This window comes from Trueperella bialowiezensis, assembly GCF_900637955.1.
GTDB lineage: Bacteria > Actinomycetota > Actinomycetes > Actinomycetales > Actinomycetaceae > Trueperella > Trueperella bialowiezensis.
The window spans coordinates 1,411,366-1,430,242 of record NZ_LR134476.1; the positions used below are offsets into that span (position 1 = coordinate 1,411,366).

Annotated in this window: 16 protein-coding genes and 4 tRNA genes; 13 read left to right on the top strand and 7 right to left on the bottom strand. The window is 57.8% G+C overall.

Annotated elements, in window-relative coordinates:
- Positions 1 to 84 precede the first annotated feature (84 nt).
- From EL234_RS06420 to EL234_RS06450, 7 genes are all read right to left on the bottom strand, one after another.
- Complete coding sequence (locus EL234_RS06420) at positions 85 to 717, bottom strand: TipC family immunity protein (protein ID WP_126416682.1); 633 nt, start codon at positions 715 to 717, stop codon at positions 85 to 87.
- 196 nt (positions 718 to 913) lie between these two features.
- Positions 914 to 1,960: an InlB B-repeat-containing protein gene (locus tag EL234_RS06425; RefSeq protein WP_126416683.1), complete on the bottom strand. Its 1,047-nt coding sequence runs from the start codon at positions 1,958 to 1,960 to the stop codon at positions 914 to 916.
- 45 nt (positions 1,961 to 2,005) lie between these two features.
- Positions 2,006 to 2,593: a hypothetical protein gene (locus EL234_RS06430; protein WP_126416684.1), complete on the bottom strand. Its 588-nt coding sequence runs from the start codon at positions 2,591 to 2,593 to the stop codon at positions 2,006 to 2,008.
- 334 nt (positions 2,594 to 2,927) lie between these two features.
- On the bottom strand, positions 2,928 to 3,737 hold the full coding sequence (locus EL234_RS06435) for an SDR family NAD(P)-dependent oxidoreductase (protein ID WP_197718428.1): 810 nt from the start codon (positions 3,735 to 3,737) through the stop codon (positions 2,928 to 2,930).
- A gap of 207 nt (positions 3,738 to 3,944) precedes the next feature.
- Positions 3,945 to 4,017, bottom strand: a tRNA-Phe gene (locus EL234_RS06440).
- A gap of 41 nt (positions 4,018 to 4,058) precedes the next feature.
- Positions 4,059 to 4,132, bottom strand: a tRNA-Asp gene (locus EL234_RS06445).
- A gap of 35 nt (positions 4,133 to 4,167) precedes the next feature.
- Positions 4,168 to 4,240 (bottom strand) — tRNA-Glu (locus EL234_RS06450).
- A 248-nt stretch (positions 4,241 to 4,488) separates the two neighbouring features.
- On the opposite strand from EL234_RS06450, the gene EL234_RS06455 reads away from it, so the two are divergent.
- The 13 genes from EL234_RS06455 to EL234_RS06515 all read left to right on the top strand — a co-directional run bounded on the left by EL234_RS06455 (position 4,489) and on the right by EL234_RS06515 (position 18,665).
- A complete protein-coding gene (locus EL234_RS06455; RefSeq protein WP_164712420.1) occupies positions 4,489 to 6,123 on the top strand; it encodes a mechanosensitive ion channel family protein in 1,635 nt (544 codons plus the stop codon).
- A gap of 53 nt (positions 6,124 to 6,176) precedes the next feature.
- Positions 6,177 to 6,596 (top strand): peptide-methionine (R)-S-oxide reductase MsrB, encoded by a 420-nt coding sequence (gene msrB, locus EL234_RS06460; RefSeq protein ID WP_126416686.1) that lies wholly within the window; start codon positions 6,177 to 6,179, stop codon positions 6,594 to 6,596.
- Positions 6,597 to 6,616: 20 nt separating this feature from the next.
- Positions 6,617 to 7,540, top strand: a complete 924-nt coding sequence (locus EL234_RS06465) for an EamA family transporter (RefSeq protein WP_197718429.1) — start codon at positions 6,617 to 6,619, stop codon at positions 7,538 to 7,540.
- A 109-nt stretch (positions 7,541 to 7,649) separates the two neighbouring features.
- A tRNA-Lys gene (locus tag EL234_RS06470) sits at positions 7,650 to 7,723 on the top strand.
- A 200-nt stretch (positions 7,724 to 7,923) separates the two neighbouring features.
- Positions 7,924 to 8,694, top strand: coding sequence for an ABC transporter ATP-binding protein (locus tag EL234_RS06475; protein WP_126416687.1), 771 nt, complete (start codon positions 7,924 to 7,926; stop codon positions 8,692 to 8,694).
- Between the two features lie 2 nt (positions 8,695 to 8,696).
- On the top strand, positions 8,697 to 10,397 hold the full coding sequence (locus EL234_RS06480; protein WP_197718430.1) for an ABC transporter permease: 1,701 nt from the start codon (positions 8,697 to 8,699) through the stop codon (positions 10,395 to 10,397).
- Positions 10,390 to 11,379: an ABC transporter substrate-binding protein gene (locus EL234_RS06485; protein WP_126416688.1), complete on the top strand. Its 990-nt coding sequence runs from the start codon at positions 10,390 to 10,392 to the stop codon at positions 11,377 to 11,379. The genes EL234_RS06480 and EL234_RS06485 overlap by 8 nt, the downstream gene beginning before the upstream one ends.
- Positions 11,380 to 11,388: 9 nt before the next feature.
- Complete coding sequence (locus EL234_RS06490) at positions 11,389 to 12,504, top strand: 2-aminoethylphosphonate--pyruvate transaminase (protein WP_126416689.1); 1,116 nt, start codon at positions 11,389 to 11,391, stop codon at positions 12,502 to 12,504.
- A complete protein-coding gene (gene phnX / locus EL234_RS06495; RefSeq protein WP_126416690.1) occupies positions 12,501 to 13,274 on the top strand; it encodes a phosphonoacetaldehyde hydrolase in 774 nt (257 codons plus the stop codon). Before EL234_RS06490 ends, phnX begins: the two co-directional genes overlap by 4 nt.
- Positions 13,275 to 13,500: 226 nt before the next feature.
- The gene (locus tag EL234_RS06500) at positions 13,501 to 14,115 is read left to right on the top strand and encodes a hypothetical protein (protein WP_126416691.1); all 615 of its coding nucleotides are present in this window, start codon (positions 13,501 to 13,503) and stop codon (positions 14,113 to 14,115) included.
- Positions 14,116 to 14,143: 28 nt separating this feature from the next.
- Entirely contained in the window at positions 14,144 to 15,127 is a 984-nt protein-coding gene (locus EL234_RS06505; protein WP_126416692.1) for a GNAT family N-acetyltransferase, read from the top strand.
- 64 nt (positions 15,128 to 15,191) lie between these two features.
- Positions 15,192 to 17,591: an RNA degradosome polyphosphate kinase gene (locus EL234_RS06510; protein ID WP_126416693.1), complete on the top strand. Its 2,400-nt coding sequence runs from the start codon at positions 15,192 to 15,194 to the stop codon at positions 17,589 to 17,591.
- A 90-nt stretch (positions 17,592 to 17,681) separates the two neighbouring features.
- Positions 17,682 to 18,665, top strand: coding sequence for an NUDIX hydrolase (locus tag EL234_RS06515; RefSeq protein ID WP_241968959.1), 984 nt, complete (start codon positions 17,682 to 17,684; stop codon positions 18,663 to 18,665).
- Positions 18,666 to 18,877: the final 212 nt, after the last annotated feature.

Sequence of the window (18,877 nt, forward strand, 5' to 3'; positions counted from 1 at the left end):
ACGAGTCTACGCTATGCCGCAGGTGGGTTCAATCACTTTTTGGCGATACGACGACGGCTTGGTGAAACGACGGCGTTTGTGCGGCTACTCGTCGAGTCCCTCGTCAACAATCGTGATGGCTCCCCAATCGTCGGATGAAAACGCGGAATCATACACCTCGGTCCAGGCATCAATGAGGTAGCTGTTAACCGACTCGAGCGTGAGTTGCTGGAAATCGGCGAGAGTCATGTCGTGTTCGGCTAGCGCGGCCGTCACCTCATCGGCAGACAGGTCCCTATTCGGGCCAGATTCGAAATCCCAGCCGCTGATCGAAAACGTGGCGGTATCCGGGTGTGAACGAGGGGCGTATGAATATCGGCTCATCACGCGACTGGTGTCGGATGCTTCATAGACGAGAGTGGCGTCTATCCGTCCTGTTGGCCACATTGAAATCGACAGCGATTCGAATCGTGGTGGAAGCGAGTCTTCTTTCACCTCGTATGCGTAGTATTGGAAACCATCGCTTTCTTGATTGTTATTGAGTGGGGTAGCCCAGATGTGTGGCGCCTTGGAAAGTGGACCGCGGCGGCCTTTCTTGATTGTACGTGACATCTCTTCGAAGACGTGGGCAGGCTCCTCGTCATACGGGTTATGTATGAGCCATATTGATGTCAGCCCTATGATGGCGAGTATTGCGCCGAGTAGCGCCGCGAGCGCCTTCTTCTTGGTTTGAGTCATCCGCGCAGCTCCCGGTTTGACCAGTGCTTTCAGATGTACTCTAGCACCGGCTGCAGGTACGGAAGTCGGCCAGCGTAGTAGATGGTGGATGCGAATGTGGCCGGGTTCCGAAGAACCCGGCCACAGTGTGAACCTTGCGGTTGTTATTCGCTGTTATCTGCTGGGATAACCTGCGCTGCTCGTTGCCGTCCGCGCGCTAGCTGTTCTTGCGCCGTAGGAGGGACACGAGTCCGCCTGCAACGATCATGCCCACGGCCGCACCGGTAAGCCCGCCGATGTTGCTGGCACCCGTGTTAGCAAGGCCAGTCTTCGGTGTTGTCTCCTTCGGCGCTACCTGCTGGGGTGCTTCCTGCTGGGGTGATGCACTCGGAGCAGGCGGCGCTGGCACCGGATCCCACTTCGCATACAGCGTGATCGGCCCGGTTACGGCCGCGGCGAAGTCATACGGCATCGTGTATGCGGCGTCCGTGTACCAGCCGGCGAAGGTGAAGCCTTCACGGGTTGGTGCTTCCGGTGCTACCGCAGCTTCGGCATGTGCCACATTTTGTGCGGCGATGTCGCTACCGCCAGCCGTGTCGAACGTGACGGCGTATTCCACCGGTTTCCACTGCGCATACAGCGTGGTGTTTTCCTCGAAGCGTTCCGTAGCGCCTGCCGCATACGCGGTACCGGTACCATCAGCCTTAGTGTTCCAGCCGGCGAAAACCTTGTGTTCCGGAGCAGTCGGTTTCGCATCGGTGATCGTTGAATCCTCGCCTGGATTGATAGCGACGGCGTCCGGTGCATCCGTACCGCCGTTGGCGTTGTAGGTGAGCTCACCGGTAACGCGAATCGTTACCTGATTCTCGCCCCAATACGTGGTATCCGGATCCAGACCTTTGTATCCCAAAGGCCGCAGAGGATCGAGAGATTTGTTGTAGTTAACCGAATAGAAAATGGAGCGGGGAGCAGTGAAACCGATTTTCGCATACACCTGATAGGTGTCGATTTTGTTGGTGACATTTTCCGGGGCGACGGCGTTGCCGGAACTATCCGTAATCGTGAAGGTTTCGGTATTCGCGTCAAAGGCCGCTTCCATTTCCTCCTTGGAGGGCGATTGGAAGTTCTTAGATGACACGTAGTATCCGTGGCCGAGCGAGAAGAACCGATCGGGGAAGATATCTTTTTTCGTGACTTCTTGCCCGTAGGTGTAATTGCAAGTGCCGTTTGGATTCGCACACAGCCGGGGGAGCACCGCGGTCATCCGGTTCACTCCAGTAGGGCCACCAATTCGCGAGGTCTTGCCGCCTTAGGAGATATCGAAGTAATACGTGTCGTAGTTAAAAGGACCGCCGGTGTTAACTTTGGCGGGAATCTGCACCTGCCACACACCACGTTCATCGGCGGTAGTTGCGAGCTCTGGAATTTCTTGCTCGTACACGCCTTTATACACGCGAATCTGCGCTCCGGGAAGTGGCCGATACATATAGTCTTTATTCGGCTTCACATGTTGGCGCACAAGAATCTCGTTCACAACACCCTCCGGGGGCGCCCCTTCAGTGTCTTCAGGAAAGCTACCGTAAGCGACTCCCGTAGCTGTGGCGTGGCCCGTTTTCGGATCAGGCATAGAATCGCCGCCCGGCACGTAATACGCGACTACCTCGGGCTGTACTGCGGGCGTGCTCTGCTGTGAGGAAGCTGCCGGGCTGCCCTGTGTTGTCTGAGAATCGTGGGTGGTGCTGGATTCGCTGGTGGCGCTATCGGGCGCGGTGGTTGCATCGCTGACGTCCGTCTCCTGTGCGTAAGCGATGGGCATGGTGACGCCGGCCAAGGCGAGGCATGCGGCGCCGACAGCGGCCGCTATTTTGCGGGTCGAGTAGCGTGTTGCGTATGCCAACGGTATGACCTCCTAAGTAAAAGAGCTCTACGCTCTGTGTGGGCGCTGTGTGCGACGCCGACTGTGACAACTGTGCATGCAGAAACTCTGTACGGCACGTAGTTTGACCTTCGTAAATACTAGAGCAATGTGGAGCGCATCCAGATAGTACGGGTGAAAATGTCGTGAGGTACACAGACCTACCTGCGGTGACGCCCAAACCGGTACTCTCGTGTTTGCTCTAGCGGCGGGCTCCAGGTGACGAAGGCGGCCGGTACGGTAGGTGGTGGATGCGATTGTGGCCGGGTTCCGAAGAACCCGGCCACAGTGAGAACCCCGCGGTTTTGTTCTCGTACTACTTGTTGGAGTAGCCGCCGTCGACCTCGAGCGTGGTGCCCGTCACGAACGATGACAGGTCGGATGCGAGCCATAGGTAGCTCTTCGCGATCTCGTCCGGGCGGCCGAAGCGTCCGAGCATGGATAGCTCTTTGGCGTAGCTTTCCGGCTCAAGGCCGAACTCGATGAGCGCGTTACGTAGCATCGGGGTGTCAATGGCGCCCGGGGCGATAGCGTTGACGCGAATGCCGTAGGGCGAGTAATCCATGGCTGCCTGCTTGGTCAGGCCGATCACGCCGTGCTTTGCGGCCACGTAGGCTGGGGTGCCCGGCTGCGGGCGAATTCCTGACACGGACGCGGTGTTGATGATCGAGCCGCCTTGGCCTTGCTCGAGCATCTGCTTGAGCTCGTACTTCAGACACAGTGCCACGCCGCGAAGGTCGACGTTCATGACGGCGTCGAACGCGTCGATGTCCATCTCAGCTAGCGGCTTGTTGTCTGGCGTGCGTGCCGCGTTGTTGATGGCGGCGTCGAGGCGGCCGTACGTCTTGACTGCGAACTTGACCATTTCGGCGACTTGCTCTTCGTCCGAGACGTCCACCTTGAAGAATGCGGCCTCGCCGCCGGCTTTCTTGATGCGGTCCACGACCTCGGGGCCAGTCTTGTCGTTGAAGTCAGCGACGACGACGCGGGCGCCCGCCTCGCCAAAGACTTCCGCGGCCGAGGCGCCCATGCCTTGGCCTGCGCCCGTGATGATGACGGACATGTTTTCCACTGAGAATAGGCTGTAGATTGCGCGAAGCGCGCGCACGTGAGGTACTGTTGACATTACGTCTCCTTTGTCGTAATTACAGCATTGGTGATGTGCTGTCTGTCCGTTCATATTAACGGAAAACTGTGGCGGGCGTCCTAGATTTCGGAGGCTTAGTGCCTGCATCTAAAATCAGGGTGAGAGTACGGCCAACCGTGCGGTCTGAGTCGCGGTCGGGGCGGCTGGCGGAAACGCAAAAGCCCTCGCGCGGCGCGAGGGCTTTCGTGGCTCCGACCGGCGTCGATCCGGTGACCTTTCGATTTTCAGTCGAACGCTCTACCAACTGAGCTACAGAGCCTGAGAGGAAAAATGCCCGGTCAGACCGGGCGATTCCCCCTGCGACCCTGACGGGACTTGAACCCGCGACCTCCGCCGTGACAGGGCGGCGCGCTAACCAACTGCGCTACAGGGCCAGATCTGGTATTTCTACCGGCTTCTGGTGAAGCAGTACCCCCAACGGGATTCGAACCCGTGTTACCGGCGTGAAAGGCCGGGGTCCTAGGCCGCTAGACGATAGGGGCAAAGACTTTTCGTCTTCATCGTTCCGGCCATATCTCATTGGTGGAACGGGCTCTAGCATATGCGAGAGCGCTGTAAGAATGCAAAATTTATTGGGGGTGGCGTTAGCCACGTTCGCAAGCTAAACCCGTTTACCGTGGTATATCAGACTTATTGCTGCTTTGACCGGTGCCTACGCGGCTTTCCGCTGGCTGTGAGCAAGAAGCGAAACTGTTCGTTCGGTGTCCGAGGCATGATTTACTCTTGTTTCATGACAACCTTAGCTCTCTTTTCTCCGCTGGCTTCCGAGTCGGCCTACCGGGTGGCGTTGAGCCGGGTGTGGCATACAGTGCCTGGAGGTGACGTCACGCCTCCTGAAGAAGTCGAAGCGGCTGTCGAAACCACGTTTGATGCCTTTCGGCTGTTGCTAAATGTGGGCATTGGAGCGGTGATTGGCCTCGTTGCCGGTTTCCTTATTATTGCGGTTGCGCGCCTGTTAGGGCGCCGTAGCCCCTATATGGATCCGGTTACTAAGGCTGTTGCACGCCCGGTGGAGCTCGCCGTCGCGGTTATTGGTGCATGGGCCGGATTCCAGGTGGGCCGTGCGGATATTGGTGAAACCGGGCCGAGTTGGCTTGACTCGCTGGACCATATTTTCCTCATCTGCGTGATCATTCTTGTGACGTGGGTGCTCGTCGGGTTCGTCAACGGTGTCACCGTGGCGATTAATGAGCGAATGGCCGAGACGTCCGAGGGGCGTGCGGCACGGGTGAAGACTCAGACGCAGATTTTGCGCCGCGTCGTCGTGGCTATCATCTGGATTCTCGGTGCTGCGGGAGTGCTGGTCACGTTCCCGGGGGCGCGAGCTGCGGGTGCGTCAATTTTTGCGTCGGCGGGTATCGTGTCCGTCGTCGTCGGTCTTGCAGCGCAAACGACTCTCAGTAACGTGTTTTCGGGGCTGCAACTGGCGTTTACGGATTCGATCCGGGTGGGTGACATCGTCCACTACCAGGGAAATTACACGACGGTCGAGGAAATCACGCTCACATACGTGGTGCTTGCTGTGTGGGATGGGCGGCGAATTATTGTGCCGTCGCAGATCATGACAACCGAGTCGTTTGAGAATTGGACGCGGCGTGCGCCGGAGATGACTGGCGACGTGCTCATCAAGATGGACTGGCAGGTTCCTATCGACGCCGCGCGGTTGCGGCTCGAGCAAATCCTTGAGGCGACTGACCTATGGGATGGGCGGACGGGAGTGCTCCAGATTAACGACGCGTCGACCACCGAAGGCGTGCTCGTGCGCTGCTTGATTTCGGCGGAAAGCTCCCCGAAGCTGACCGATTTGCGAAATCACGTGCGTGAAGAGATGGTGCGGTGGATCCAGGAGGAGGCTCCACAAGCCGCGCCTCATACCCGTATTTACCGGGATGAGAAGGGCGATTTTCAGGAGAAAAAACAGAAGACTGAGGCGCTCGTTAATCTTCGCGAGCAGGAAAAGCCGCCGGTTTTCAAACCTGAATCTGAGGAGGAGACGCGCAGGAAAACGCTTGAGACGGAGGTTATTTCCGACGACGACGTCAAGCGCATTCGCCGTGTTCCCCTCGACGAGCGTGGGGCACAGCTAACGGAGGGCGCTGATGCTGAGCCGGGCACACCAGACGAGGCCAACGGTGGTGGTGACACTACTGAGACCCGTACTACTGGTGTAAGCACGGGGCCTATTAAGTCCGCGATTTTTACTGGATCGCCGGAAGCCGTGGAACGCGCGAAAGCGTACTCGGGTCCGGGGGAGAAGGTCTATGAAGAGCGCACACGCAGAATAGAGGAATCCCGGGATGACCTCGACAAAGTGGACGCTGAATCCGATGGCGAATCACAAAACAATAAAGGGGAACATCCATAGGGCCTGCTGAGGGTTAAGATAGCGGGCAACACATAGTAGTCAGAGGAGAAGCCGTGAATTTCCCCATCAACAAGAGTGATGATGAGTGGCGTAACCTGCTCACTCCGATGGAATACCACGTGTTACGAGAGGCCGGCACGGAACGGCCGGGCACGGGGGAACTGCTCAACGAGACTCGCGCCGGCATGTATCACTGCCGTGCATGCGACGCCGAACTTTTTAGGTCGACCACCAAGTTTGACGCCCACTGTGGGTGGCCTTCGTTCTATGATCCGAATGAAAAAGATGCCGTGTCCTATGTTGAAGATCGCTCGCTCGGCATGGTCCGCACAGAGGTGTTGTGCTCAGCGTGCGGATCACACTTAGGCCACGTGTTTCCAGACGCGCCGCATATGCCAACCGGTCTGAGGTACTGCATGAACTCGGTGTCGCTACGGTTTGCGCCAGATGCAGCGGGCGCCGGCACCGACTAGCTTGGCTGCGAGGAATAGCAATGAGCAGAGCGCGTCGCTTCGAAACGGGAAGCCTTCGCAACCTTTCCGGGGATGCTATGCATCGTGCGGCGCCGGCGATCCTCGTGGCGTCCGGAATCATCCAGTACATTGGCGCGTCGATTGCCGTTACCCTGTTTGCTGCTGCCACGGTGGGTGCCGTGGCGTGGGGGCGCGTCGCCGTCGGCGCCGGCGTCATGATGATCTGGCGCCGCCCCAAAATCGAGTGGCGCGCTCTTGGCCTGCCAGCACTTTATGGGATCGCGCTGGTCACGATGAACGTACTGTTCTACCAAGCCATTGCTCGGATCCCGCTGGGGACGGCCGTCGCCCTTGAATTTATTGGCCCGGTGTTACTGGCTGCCGTGATCGGTAGGGGATGGCGAATCCTCATCGGCATCGTGCTCGCGGCCGCGGGCGTGTTCATGATCTCCTGGGTTGGTGTGGATGCCGCTGCCCCCGGCGTCTTAGCCGGTATTGGGTTTGCGCTCGCGGCGGGGGCCGCGTGGGCGGTGTACATGTGGTTGGGATCGAAAGTGGCAAAGACCGGCTCGGGACCGGACTCGCTCGCTATTGGAATGACGATCGGCGCCCTGCTCTACCTGCCGCTTGCAATCCCTAGCTTTGGTGCAATCCTGACAAGCCCGAAGTTACTCGCGCTCATGGTGGCGGTGGGCGTATTTTCCTCCGTGGTGCCCTACGTTTTGGAAGTCACGATCTTGACGCGGGTTCCAGCAAGCACGTTCGCCCTGCTCAATGCGCTCTATCCTGCCACCTCGCTGTTTGTGGGCATGGTGTTGCTCAGGCAGTTTCCGAGCGCAGGCGAAGTAGGCGGCCTTGCGCTCATTTCAATTGCTGTAGCGCTCGTAACCTTCCGCCCTAGCGGCTCGGGTGGGCGTGATTCACGCCGCGAATTGGGCTCGTAAGTTTCCGCATTTTGCGTTGCCGGGGTAGAATCAATCCTCGACCACGGATGTGCCAGCACGAGCTGGCACACTGGTTTGGATCTACGGGTCTGAGCCGCGTCGGTTGGGCGGGCCTCTAGCTCAATTGGTTAGAGCTCCGGACTTTTAATCCGTAGGTTGTGGGTTCGAGTCCCACGGGGCCTACCGCCGCTTTCGCCCGGTATCTCAACATAAGAGGTGCCGGGCGAAGCTGTGTTCACGCGCCATGCGTTCATCGTTCGTTTCCCTTTCGTTCGTTTGCCAGACACCTTTTATGGGTGCTCGGGTTACCTTGCGCGGATATCTTCGTCGAGTACTTTCATTCAGACACGCACCATTTTGGCGCAGACGAAAGGAACCTCACTGTGCTTGAACTTAAAGATGTATCAAAGTCTTTTGGTGACAACTCTGTTCTTCGGAACATCAACTTCACGATCGACCAGGGAGAGATCGTCTCGATCCTTGGCCCGTCGGGCTGTGGCAAAACCACGCTGCTGAACATGATCCTCGGAATCACCCCGGTCACGTCTGGCCAGATTTTCTACGAGGGTGAAGACATCACGGATTTTTCGCTAGAAAAGCGGGGATTCAACATTGTGTTCCAGGACTACGCACTGTTCCCGAACCTCAACGTGAAAGACAACATCACTTACGGTTTGCGCAACATGCCTGATCGCAGCACGAACGAAGAAGTCGAGATGTTCATTGATCTTCTTGATCTTCGTCCGCACCTAAATAAGGGTGTCGAGCAGTTGTCGGGTGGTCAGAAGCAGCGTGTTGCTTTGGCTCGTACCATGGTGATGAAGCCGCGCATTCTTCTGCTTGATGAGCCGCTGTCCGCGCTTGACGGCGTGATTAAGGAATCGATTAAGGCCAAGATTCAGGAGATTGCTCGCGAGTACAATCTCACGACGATCATCGTCACTCACGATCCTGAAGAGGCATTGACCCTGTCTGATCGCGTGATGATTTTGAACGCGGGCGATATCGCTCAGTTTGGTGAGCCCGAGCAGATTATTCGGCAGCCGGAGTCGGAGTTCGTTGAGAAGTTCATTTTGCGTCAGCTCGATATTAAGAAGCAGAACATTGTCGAGCTGTTCAAGCATGAGTTTGAGAACTACCTGAAGGCCGTGTAAGCATGTCGAACGTTAAAACCACTACTGAGCTGGGCGCGCCCATGAAGGTGGAGAAGAAGATCAAGCGTGTGAAGGCGTCGCAGACCCCGCGCGAGATCAAGCTCATCTACACGCTCCTGGCGATCATTTTCATTTTCTTCCTCGTTCTCCCTCTTCTTAGCGTTCTGGTGCAGTCGTTTTTGACGCCGACCGGAGCAACGCTTGATAACTATTCGGAGACAATCTTGGCCAAAGGCTTCGGAAAGGCCTTTGGTAACAGTCTGCTTATCGCCACCACGAGCGCGGTGATCGCCACTGCCCTCGCGTTCTTCTTGGCATATACGATCCATTACACGGATGTCCCGCCGTTGCTGAAGAGGATCATTTCGGTACTGGCGATCTTCCCGATGTTGCTGCCGACCATCACCTACGGTTTCGCCATCATCTATACGTTTGGCAACAACGGCATCGTCACTCAGCTGTTGGGCTTCAGGCCGTTTAGGATCTACGGGTTCAATGGTCTGCTGCTCGGATACGTGATCTATACGCTGCCTGTTGCGTTCATGCTGCTCAACAACACGATGCGGTACATCGACAAGAAGTACCTTATTGTGTCGCGGGCGCTGGGCGATTCGCGGTTTAAGACGTTCACGACGGCGGTCTTGCGGCCTTTGCTTGGAACGCTGGCGGCTGCGATTGTGCAGGCTTTCTTCTTGGCGTTTACCGACTACGGTATTCCGGCGGCTATCGGCGGCCGATTCAAAGTGCTCGCAACTCTTCTTTATGAGGAGATGCTCGGATCCGTGCCGGATCACGGCAAGGGCGCTGTTATCGCCATTATGATGCTCATCCCGTCGGTGATTTCGATCATCATTTTGCAGTACTTGGGCCGGTTTAATATCCGTTACTCGAAGATCTCCGTCGTCGAGTTGAGTAAATCGCGCTCGCGTGACTGGACGTTCGGTATCGGGTCGATTTTGATCCTCATGGCGGTGCTCAGCGTCTTCGTCGTCATTTTGGTTGTTCCGTTCACAACGAACTGGCCATACCAACTCGACTTCACGTTGGACCACTTCAAGTCCGTCTTGAGTGATTCGGCAATGACGAGCGTGTACACGAACTCGCTGATTGCAGCGTTTGCGACTGCGCTCATCGGAACCCTCCTGGCTTTCCTGGCCGGGCTGATTACGGCGCGTTCGAACATGAGCAAGAAGTTCACGTCTGTGATCGAGTCGGTCTCCCTTGTGACCAACGCTGTTCCGGGCATGGTTCTCGGTATCGGGTTCATGATGTTCTTCTTGGGCACACCGCTGCAAAATACGCTGATCATCATTGTGGCGCTCAACATCGTCCACTACTTCTCGACGCCCTATCTCATGACGAAGGGCGCGTTGGAGAAGTTGAATTCCGGGTGGGAAGTCACGGCGTCGCTCATGGGTGACACCTGGTTTAAGACGGTCCGGCGCATCATCGCACCGAATGTGTTCTCCACCATGGCGCAGGTGTTCAGTTACTACTTCGTCAACGCGATGGTTGCGCTGTCCGGTGTCGTGTTTATCGTCGGTGCGTTCACACCGCTGATGACCACGAAGATCAACGAACTGCAGTACTTCAACAAGTACAACGAGGTGTTCGTGCTGTCGATCCTCATCCTTGTCACCAACCTTGTGGTGCGGGGAATCATGGCAGCTATTTCTAACTACAAGGAGAAGAAGAATGTCTAGGGCAAAATCTTTTCTTACTGCTGTTATAGCTGCGTTCATGATGGTGGGTCTGACCGCCTGCTCGTCGAGCGACAATGCTGACAAGATCATCATTTTCTCGAACGCCGATGACGAAGCGGTTGAAGCCATCGAGGTAGCGCTTGACGAGAACGGCTATGCGGGCAAGTACATTATCCAAGGGTTCGGTACGGCCGAGCTCGGCGGAAAGCTGTTGACCGAAGGCGCGCACACTCAAGCAGACGTGGTCACCATGAGCTCGTTCTACCTAGAGACCCAGCAGGAGCGTAATGACATGTTCCTGCCCTTGGAATTCCCAGTAGACACGATTGACGAGACACCGGACTACTACGCTCCGATCACCTCCCAGGAGGGAGCACTCTTCTACAACACGGAGGTCCTCAAGGAACACGGGCTTGAACCACCAGAGCGGATCTCTGATCTGGCTAAGCCCGAATACCTGCGCTACGTTTCCGTGACGGATCCGAAGTCGTCGACCACCGGGTGGCTGCTCTTGCTCGCCCTCATTGACGAATACGGTGAGGAAGAGGCCGGCGAGATTCTCGAAGGGATCTACACCAATGCTGCTGATCACATCGAATCTTCGGGTTCTGGCCCGCTGAAGAAAGTTCGCGCGGGTGAGATGGGTATCGGTTTCGGACTGCGCCATCAGGCGATCCGAGACAAGGAATCCGGGCTTCCGATCGAGTACGTGGATCCGGTTGAAGGCAACATGTCGATGACCGAGTCTGTGGCCGTCGTCGACCATGGTGACGACACGAAACAGGACGCCATGCGGATTGCTCAGATTATTGTCGAAGAAGCCCGCCCAGAAATCCAAGAGTACTATCCGAATGCTCTGTACACACACGAAACGACGGACGAGTCGGCTCGTTCGAAGTACCCCAAGCAGTTCCGTGAAAAACTCACTGCCGACCTGCTGAAAGAGCACATCGAAATCTCTGAGAATGCGAAGAATTGGTAATATTCGACTATGAGCATTAACTACAAGCTGTTAACTCCAGGCCCACTCACAACAAGCAGCACCGTCCGCGACGAAATGCTGGTTGACCACTGCACGTGGGACGACGACTACAAGCAGATCACCCAACAGATCCGCAAAGACCTGTTGAAGATCGCGCAAGTTGGAGACGACTACACCGCGGTCCTCATGCAAGGCTCGGGAACGTTCGGTGTGGAATCTGTGATCACCTCAGCTGTTGGCTCAGACGAGCGTGTGCTGATTCTGACCAACGGCGCTTACGGTGAGCGGATCGTGCAGATCGCACGCACCGCTGGGGTGCCGCACAACGTGCTGAACTGGAACTACGACGAGGTTCCGCAAGCCGACGTCGTCCGCGACCACCTGGCAGCCAATCCAGACGTGACCCACGTGGCGATGGTTCATTGCGAAACCACCTCCGGCATCTTGAACGAACTGGAGCCGATCGCCAAGGTCGTCAAGGATGCGGGACTGACGTTTATTGTGGACGCCATGTCGTCGTTCGGCGGCATTCCGATCGCTGTAGGCGAGTTGGGGATCGATTTCATCATTTCCTCGGCGAACAAGTGCATCCAGGGAGTCCCGGGATTCTCGTTCATCATCGCTCGTCGTGACGCGCTGGAAACCTGCAAGGGTAAGGCGCGCAGCCTCTCGCTTGATCTTTACGATCAGTGGGCAGGAATGGATGGCGACGGCAAGTGGCGCTACACCTCGCCCACCCACACGGTGCTCGCGTTCGCGCAGGCAATCCGTGAATTGGAGGCCGAAGGAGGCGTGTCAGCGCGCTACGAGCGCTACTCGGAAAACAACGAGATCCTCATCTCCGGGCTACGCGAACTGGGCATTCAAACCTATGTTGGCGATGAGCACCAAAGCCCGATCATCACCACCTTCTTCTACCCGGAAGGCGCAACCTTCTCGTTCCAAGACATGTATGACTACATTAAGGAACGCGGATACGCGATCTATCCGGGCAAGGTGACGGAGGCAGACACCTTCCGGATCGGAAACATTGGTGAAATCTACCCGGATGACATGCGCAAGGTTGTTGAGATCATCGGGGAATACCTGAACCAGGTTGACACGCAGAAAGGGCAAGAACAGTGAGATATGAAGTAGTAATTTTCGACTGGGCAGGAACCACCGTCGATTACGGGTGCTTTTCTCCGGTTCAAGCCTTCGTGGAAGCGTTCGAAGGCCGGGGGATCACACCAACCCTGGATGAAGTTCGCAAGCCGATGGGCATGCTGAAGATCGACCACGTCCGCACCATGCTGCACATGGAGCGCATTAGCCAAGCCTGGCGCGACACACACGGCAGGGACTGGACCGAAGACGACGTCCAGGAGATCTACGAAATTTCTGAGAAGAAGATTCTGGAACTGATTCCGAAATATTCGCAGGTCAAGCCCTACGTGGTTGACACGATCGCGAAGCTTCGCGACATGGGAGTGAAAATCGGGTCCACCACGGGCTACACCGCCTCCATGATGGAACTGGTGCTACCTCGCGCAGCTGCCGAAGGATATAGCCCGGACTCGATGATGACCCCGGATGACGTGGGCGGTTTCGGACGCCCGTACCCGTACATGGTGTTCCGCAACCTTGAAGCGCTGAAGATCGATAGCGTTCACAAGGCACTGAAGGTTGGCGACACGGTTTCCGATATTCGGGAAGGCCAGCATGCTGGCCTTGACACCGTGGGCATCATCGAGGGCTCGTCTCTCATGGGGCTGACGCAAGCCGAATACGAAGCGCTGAGCGATCCTGAGCGCGAGGCTGCAGATGCGAAGGTGAAGGCCACCTACGAGGAGATCGGCGCTACGTATATCGTTCGCGATATCCGCGAAGTCGCCGACATCGTGGCGGGCAGCTGACGCCGGCCGAAATCTTTTCACGCCTAGGCGGGAGATCTTCGTTATATGCGAAGATCTCCCGCTATTTTGCGATCAGATTTCGCTGAGTGCTAGATACCGCCCGTCGTAGCGCCGGATATGACCGGTTTTGATTGGCGTGATGCCTGTGAGCACGGTGAAGCTTCCGCCTACTCGCCCAAGAAGCAGCGCTTTGGGGGACAATAGGGGTAACACGGAGGAGGCAACCATGACGAAACCACGCAGACCAGCCCAGCTCAAACCGGAGCAGATTGAGCTGATTGAAGGGGGAGCGGACACGGCGGCGACGTCCGAACTTGCGAACACGTCCGCACAGGCGATCGTGCCTTTGGGTGTGGAGCGCCGCGAAGATGATGATGTGATTGCGCGGGTTCTGGAACTTATCCGTGAAGAGGGCATCGACGTGATTGCCGAGTCATGGGTGGACTCGCCGGAAGACTCGCTGCCGGGCACACTGTGGCGCGGGTTTTTGCTCGCGGAGTGGGTGCGCCGCTATCCGGATGAGGTTGAATTGCGGTTCGCGGCAGCCAAGCAGGCGGCACAGGAGCACGATCCGGAAAAGATCGACCAGGTGCTGACCCCACGGGAGGTGCGTGCGAAGTGGGACGAGGTGTTGAAAGGTGACTTCCGCGGTGATTTCGCAGACGTGCTGCGCACGTCGGCTCGGTTCACGGATTTCATTGGCCGGGTGCAACCGGGGTGGATCGGCGATGATGAACACCCGCTGGCTACCGAGGTGACTCGCCGGGACACGGCGATGCTGCGGGTGTCCAAAGATTTTCAGGCGGCGGGCGAGCGTTTGGTGAAAGGCATGCTGGGCTAGAGTCAGGGGCTCGGGTAGAGGAACATAGATGAGTTTTGAGATCCGCGTTGTTAAAGAACCGGGTGAGTATGCACAGCAGATCCGCGAGTTTGCGGGGCAGGTCAAAGACGACGACGGCGTGTCAGCCTTTGACGAACAGACACTGCTGAATATTGATGCGCCGGATGCGGCAGACTACCTGTTGCTTGTTGAGCCGCGGTCGGGAGAGCTGGCCGGGGTGGCAATCCGCGACGTGCGAAATAACAGTGTGGAACTGGCAGTGGGTGCGCCCTATCGCAGGCGCGGGCTGGGCCAGCGCCTACTACGAGAAGCCCGCAAGCGGTTCGGCGGTGCGGTGCTGTGGGCGCATGGAACATTGCCGCCTGCGCGGGCGCTCGCGGAATCAGAAAACTTGGAGGCTACCCGGACGTTGCTAGTGATGACTCGGCCGTTGGTGGGCGTGGTCGACAAGCCGGATTTGGCAAGCGCGATCCCTGGCTGGCATATCGAACCAATCGATCCGAAGCGGGACCTCGAGGCCTTGACGGCGCTGAACGCTGCAGCTTTTGCCGATCATCCCGAGCAGGGCAAACTGACGGTTGACGACATGCGCCAGCGTTTTGCTCAGCCGTGGTTCGATCCGCAGTTGCTGTTGCTCGCGCGGCTAAAGAATCCTGACAGGATGGATGATGTGGCCGGTAGTGCAACAACTGGTCCGGGTGCAACGAGCGGTGCGGCGATGAGCGCGGCAGTGGCCGCGGCGAACGGTTTTGCGCCAGATGAGCCGCTGGCATTCCTCTGGTTGAAGCCGCAGTCGGAATCGCTCGTGGAGCTGTATGTGCTGGGCGTTCATCCGAAAGTGCAGGGGCAGGGCCTTGGCGGTGCGCTGTCGAAGCTCATGTTGAAAGTGATGCGCGGGCACGGATTCCAACAGGCGTTGCTCTATGTTGACGAAGAAAACGAGCCGGCAGTGCGGTCGTATCGTCGCGCGGGTTTTGACGTGTCGGAAAGCCATACTGCCTACCAGCTGTAACTGCGTGATAGCCGAGTGCGAAGTTGCGTTGTCATGGCGCGGCGAAATCTGAGACTATCTAAGTATGAGCGAACACACCTCTGACCAGACAGCGCCCGAACGCCATGAACAAGCCGGGCTCACCCCGTCGTCGCCAATCGATCACATTGATCTTGACGAAGCCCTTCCCGACGCTCTCGAAGAGCTGCTGGAAGATGAAGACCTTACGGAACAGGACGTGCAGGATTTGCGTAGCCGCGTGCTTGAAGGGATGCGGATGGGCAGTGCGGTCAGCCCGCAGGAGCTGGTCGAGGAGGCCGAGCAGCTTGTGGCTGAGGCGGAGGCCGAACAGGATGCTGCCGGTGAAGGCGAGTTGCCGGAAGGCCGTTTCTTGGACCGCGAGCTCTCCTGGCTGGCATTCAACGAGCGCGTGCTAGAACAGGCCGAGGATCAGGAGCTGCACATTTTGGAGCGGGCCTGGTTCCTCGCGATTTTCGCGTCGAACTTGGATGAGTTTTACATGGTTCGCGTGGCCGGACTCATGCGTAGGATTGCCACGGGTATGGCGACGACGAAGGCGTCCGGCCTTGCCCCTCGCCAGGTGCTCGAGGGGATAACGATCCGTACGAAGGAGCTGCAGCAGCGGCATGCGCGCGTGTTCCGCGACGACGTCCAGCCCAAGCTCGCAGAGGTGGGGATCGTCATCCAGCATTGGTCGGACTTGAATGAGAAGGAAAAGGACCGGCTGTCGAAGTTTTATCGTAAGCAGATCTTCCCGGTGCTCACCCCGCTCGCAGTGGATCCGGCACACCCGTTCCCCTACATTTCCGGGTTGTCGCTGAACTTGGCTGTATTGGTGCGCAATCCGAAGAACGGCAAGGAGCTGTTTGCCCGGGTGAAGGTGCCGCCGTTGTTGCCGCGCTTTATCGCCGTCGACTCCGAAGGCAGGCCGTACCGTCCGGAGGACGTGCCCGTCGACGAATACGGCAAGACCTCCTACATTCCGCTTGAGGAAGTGATCGGTGCACACCTTGACACCCTGTTCCCTGGCATGGAGATCGTGGAGTATTCGACGTTCCGAGTCACTCGTAACGAGGATCTCGAAGTTGAGGAAGACGACGCCGAAAACCTGCTGAAGGCACTCGAGAAGGAGTTGTTGCGGCGTCGTTTTGGCCAGGCGGTGCGCCTCGAAGTGGAAGAAGACACATCGAAGCGGGTGCTCGAGCTGCTGGTTCGCGAGCTGGGGATTCGCGACGACGACGTGCTCGCCCTACCCGCACCCCTCGACCTGACCGGGTTGAACGTGATCCACGATCTGGATCGCCCGCATTTGAAGTACAAGAAGTTTGTGCCGGTGACGGCGAAGGGGATTACGGACGTCGAGTCGGCGTCGATGCCAGACATGTTTGCGGCGATCCGCCGCAAGGAGATTCTGGTGCAGCACCCGTATGAGTCGTTTGCGACGTCGGTGCAGCAGTTCATCCAGCAGGCAGCGGACGATCCGAAAGTGCTGGCGATTAAGCAGACCCTGTACCGCACCTCCGGTGATTCACCGATTGTGGATGCGCTGATTAAGGCGGCGAACGCGGGCAAACAGGTGCTCGCCGTCGTCGAAATTAAGGCACGCTTCGACGAAGAGAACAATATCGAGTGGGCGCGCAAACTGGAGCAGGCGGGCGTGCACGTGGTTTACGGGATTGTGGGGCTGAAGACGCATTGCAAGCTGTCGCTGGTGGTGCGCCAAGAATCCGACGGTTTGCGCCGTTACTGTCATGTGGGCACGGGTAACTACAATCCAAAGACTGCGCGCGGATACGAGGATCTTGGCCTGTTCACGTGCGATCGGGATACCGGGCAGGATCTCACGCGGTTGTTCAACCAGCTCTCCGGCTATGCTCCGAAGGCGAAGTTCCACCGGCTGCTCGTGGCGCCCAAGGGCATCCGCAACGGACTGATTGAACGGATCGACCGCGAAATCGCCAACCACCAGGCTGGCAAACCCGCGTGGATTCGCCTCAAGTGCAACTCCATCGTGGACGAACGCATCATCGACTCGTTGTATCGCGCCTCGCAGGCCGGCGTGCCCGTGGATATTCAGGTGCGCGGCATTTGTTGCCTGCGCGCGGGAATCCCCGGGCTGTCCGAGAACATTCGAGTGCGCTCGATTCTGGGGCGTTTCCTTGAGCACTCGCGGATTTACGCGTTTTGCAACGACGACGATCCCGAAGTGTGGATCGGATCTGCGGATCTCATGCACCGCAACCTGGATCGGCGTGTGGAAGCACTCATCAAGATCAAGGAGCCGGATCAGATCGAGTTCCTCGTGGAGCTGGTACGCCGGGCAACCTCTGACGAGGTGCAGTCGTGGCACATGCGTGCCGACGGTTGGGAACGCGTCGTAGCCGACGCCGACGGCAACAAGCTACCGCACATTCAAGACGAACTCATGGCTCGGGCACGTAAGAACGTGGCTGACCGCGGCTAGTGGTGAAAGCGCTCGCGGCGGGTCGAACGCTGCGAGCGTCGTGGCAGTTCAGGAAGTGGCAGAGCAGGGATCTTACAGGGGGAAAGATTCGTGTCGAAACCAGATGTTCTGGGGGCAGGCGCAGTTATCTGGCGGATGAAGAATCGCACTATCCAGGTGCTCGTTGTGCACCGCCCGTCGTGGGATGATTGGTCGTTTCCGAAGGGCAAGGTGAAGGGCGAGGAGTCCTTACACGAGTGCTGTATCCGGGAGATGCGTGAGGAGACGGGGCTCGACGTCGTTCTTGGCGTACCGCTCGGATCGCAACGGTACAAGATCGCAGGTGGGCGTACGAAGAAGGTGCGCTACTGGTTGGCGACCGTGAAGTCGAAGGGTCATCCGGCTGTGAAAGTGCGGCCGAAGGTGTCTTTGGCGTCGAAGAAGGAAGTCGACGAGGTGCGGTGGGTGAGTTTGAAACAGGCGAAGAAGCTGCTCACGCACAAGGGCGACCGCGAGATTCTTGGGTATATGAAGGATTTGTGGTCGGACGACAAGCATAAAACCGTGCCGCTTGTGCTCGCTCGGCATACGCGGGCGATGAAGCGTTCGGCGTGGAAAGAAAAGGACGGCGAGGGCGCGGAGCATACCCGGCCTTTGACGTCCACTGGCCATGAGCGTGCCGAGGGGCTCGTGCGCGTATTTTCGGCCTATGGGGTTGAGCGCGTGATTTCTTCCCCATGGAAAAGGTGCCGTGATTCGGTAGCACCCTACGCTGAGGCTACCGGCTATGAGATCGAGACCGAGGCCGCCCTGACCGAAGCCGCACATAAGAAGAAGCCGCGAGCTGTAGCCGTGCTCGTACGCAAGTGGTTGCGTAAAGAGATGCGGCCGACCGTCGTCTGCCTCCACCGGCCCACCCTTCCGACCGTCATGGAGACTGTTGAAGAGTTCACCCCGCAGGCAATCATGCGGCAAGTTCCCGAAAAAGATCCGTGGTTGCGCACCGGCGAAGTGATCGTGGCACACGTGGCCAACCGGCATGGCAAGGCCCCCACGATCGTGGCGTTGGAGAAGATCCGCCCACTGCTGGACTAGCCGAACGACGGCGTCGTTATCTCTACCAGTGCGTTCCGGGGGGTACCTGTTTCGTTCCCGGGGTAGACAAATCGCCGGATTCGGTACCCCGGGAAGCCAACGCGTACCCCGGGAGCACAAAGGACTAAATCGCCAGATGTGACTGAGCCGACACACAGTTAACCAATTGTTAACCTTGCGATTGCTGAAAGGCAATCCTGCCCTCTTACTGT

Bases quoted from the DNA above. Each gene is read 5' to 3' on its own strand.
- EL234_RS06485 (WP_126416688.1), top strand. From the start codon at position 10,390: ATGTCTAGGGCAAAATCTTTTCTTACTGCTGTTATAGCTGCGTTCATG.
- EL234_RS06435 (WP_197718428.1), bottom strand. From the start codon at position 3,737: ATGTCAACAGTACCTCACGTGCGCGCGCTTCGCGCAATCTACAGCCTA.
- EL234_RS06490 (WP_126416689.1), top strand. From the start codon at position 11,389: ATGAGCATTAACTACAAGCTGTTAACTCCAGGCCCACTCACAACAAGC.
- EL234_RS06425 (WP_126416683.1), bottom strand. From the start codon at position 1,960: ATGACCGCGGTGCTCCCCCGGCTGTGTGCGAATCCAAACGGCACTTGC.
- EL234_RS06505 (WP_126416692.1), top strand. From the start codon at position 14,144: ATGAGTTTTGAGATCCGCGTTGTTAAAGAACCGGGTGAGTATGCACAG.
- EL234_RS06480 (WP_197718430.1), top strand. From the start codon at position 8,697: ATGTCGAACGTTAAAACCACTACTGAGCTGGGCGCGCCCATGAAGGTG.
- EL234_RS06420 (WP_126416682.1), bottom strand. From the start codon at position 717: ATGACTCAAACCAAGAAGAAGGCGCTCGCGGCGCTACTCGGCGCAATA.
- EL234_RS06500 (WP_126416691.1), top strand. From the start codon at position 13,501: ATGACGAAACCACGCAGACCAGCCCAGCTCAAACCGGAGCAGATTGAG.
- EL234_RS06455 (WP_164712420.1), top strand. From the start codon at position 4,489: ATGACAACCTTAGCTCTCTTTTCTCCGCTGGCTTCCGAGTCGGCCTAC.
- EL234_RS06510 (WP_126416693.1), top strand. From the start codon at position 15,192: ATGAGCGAACACACCTCTGACCAGACAGCGCCCGAACGCCATGAACAA.
- EL234_RS06465 (WP_197718429.1), top strand. From the start codon at position 6,617: ATGAGCAGAGCGCGTCGCTTCGAAACGGGAAGCCTTCGCAACCTTTCC.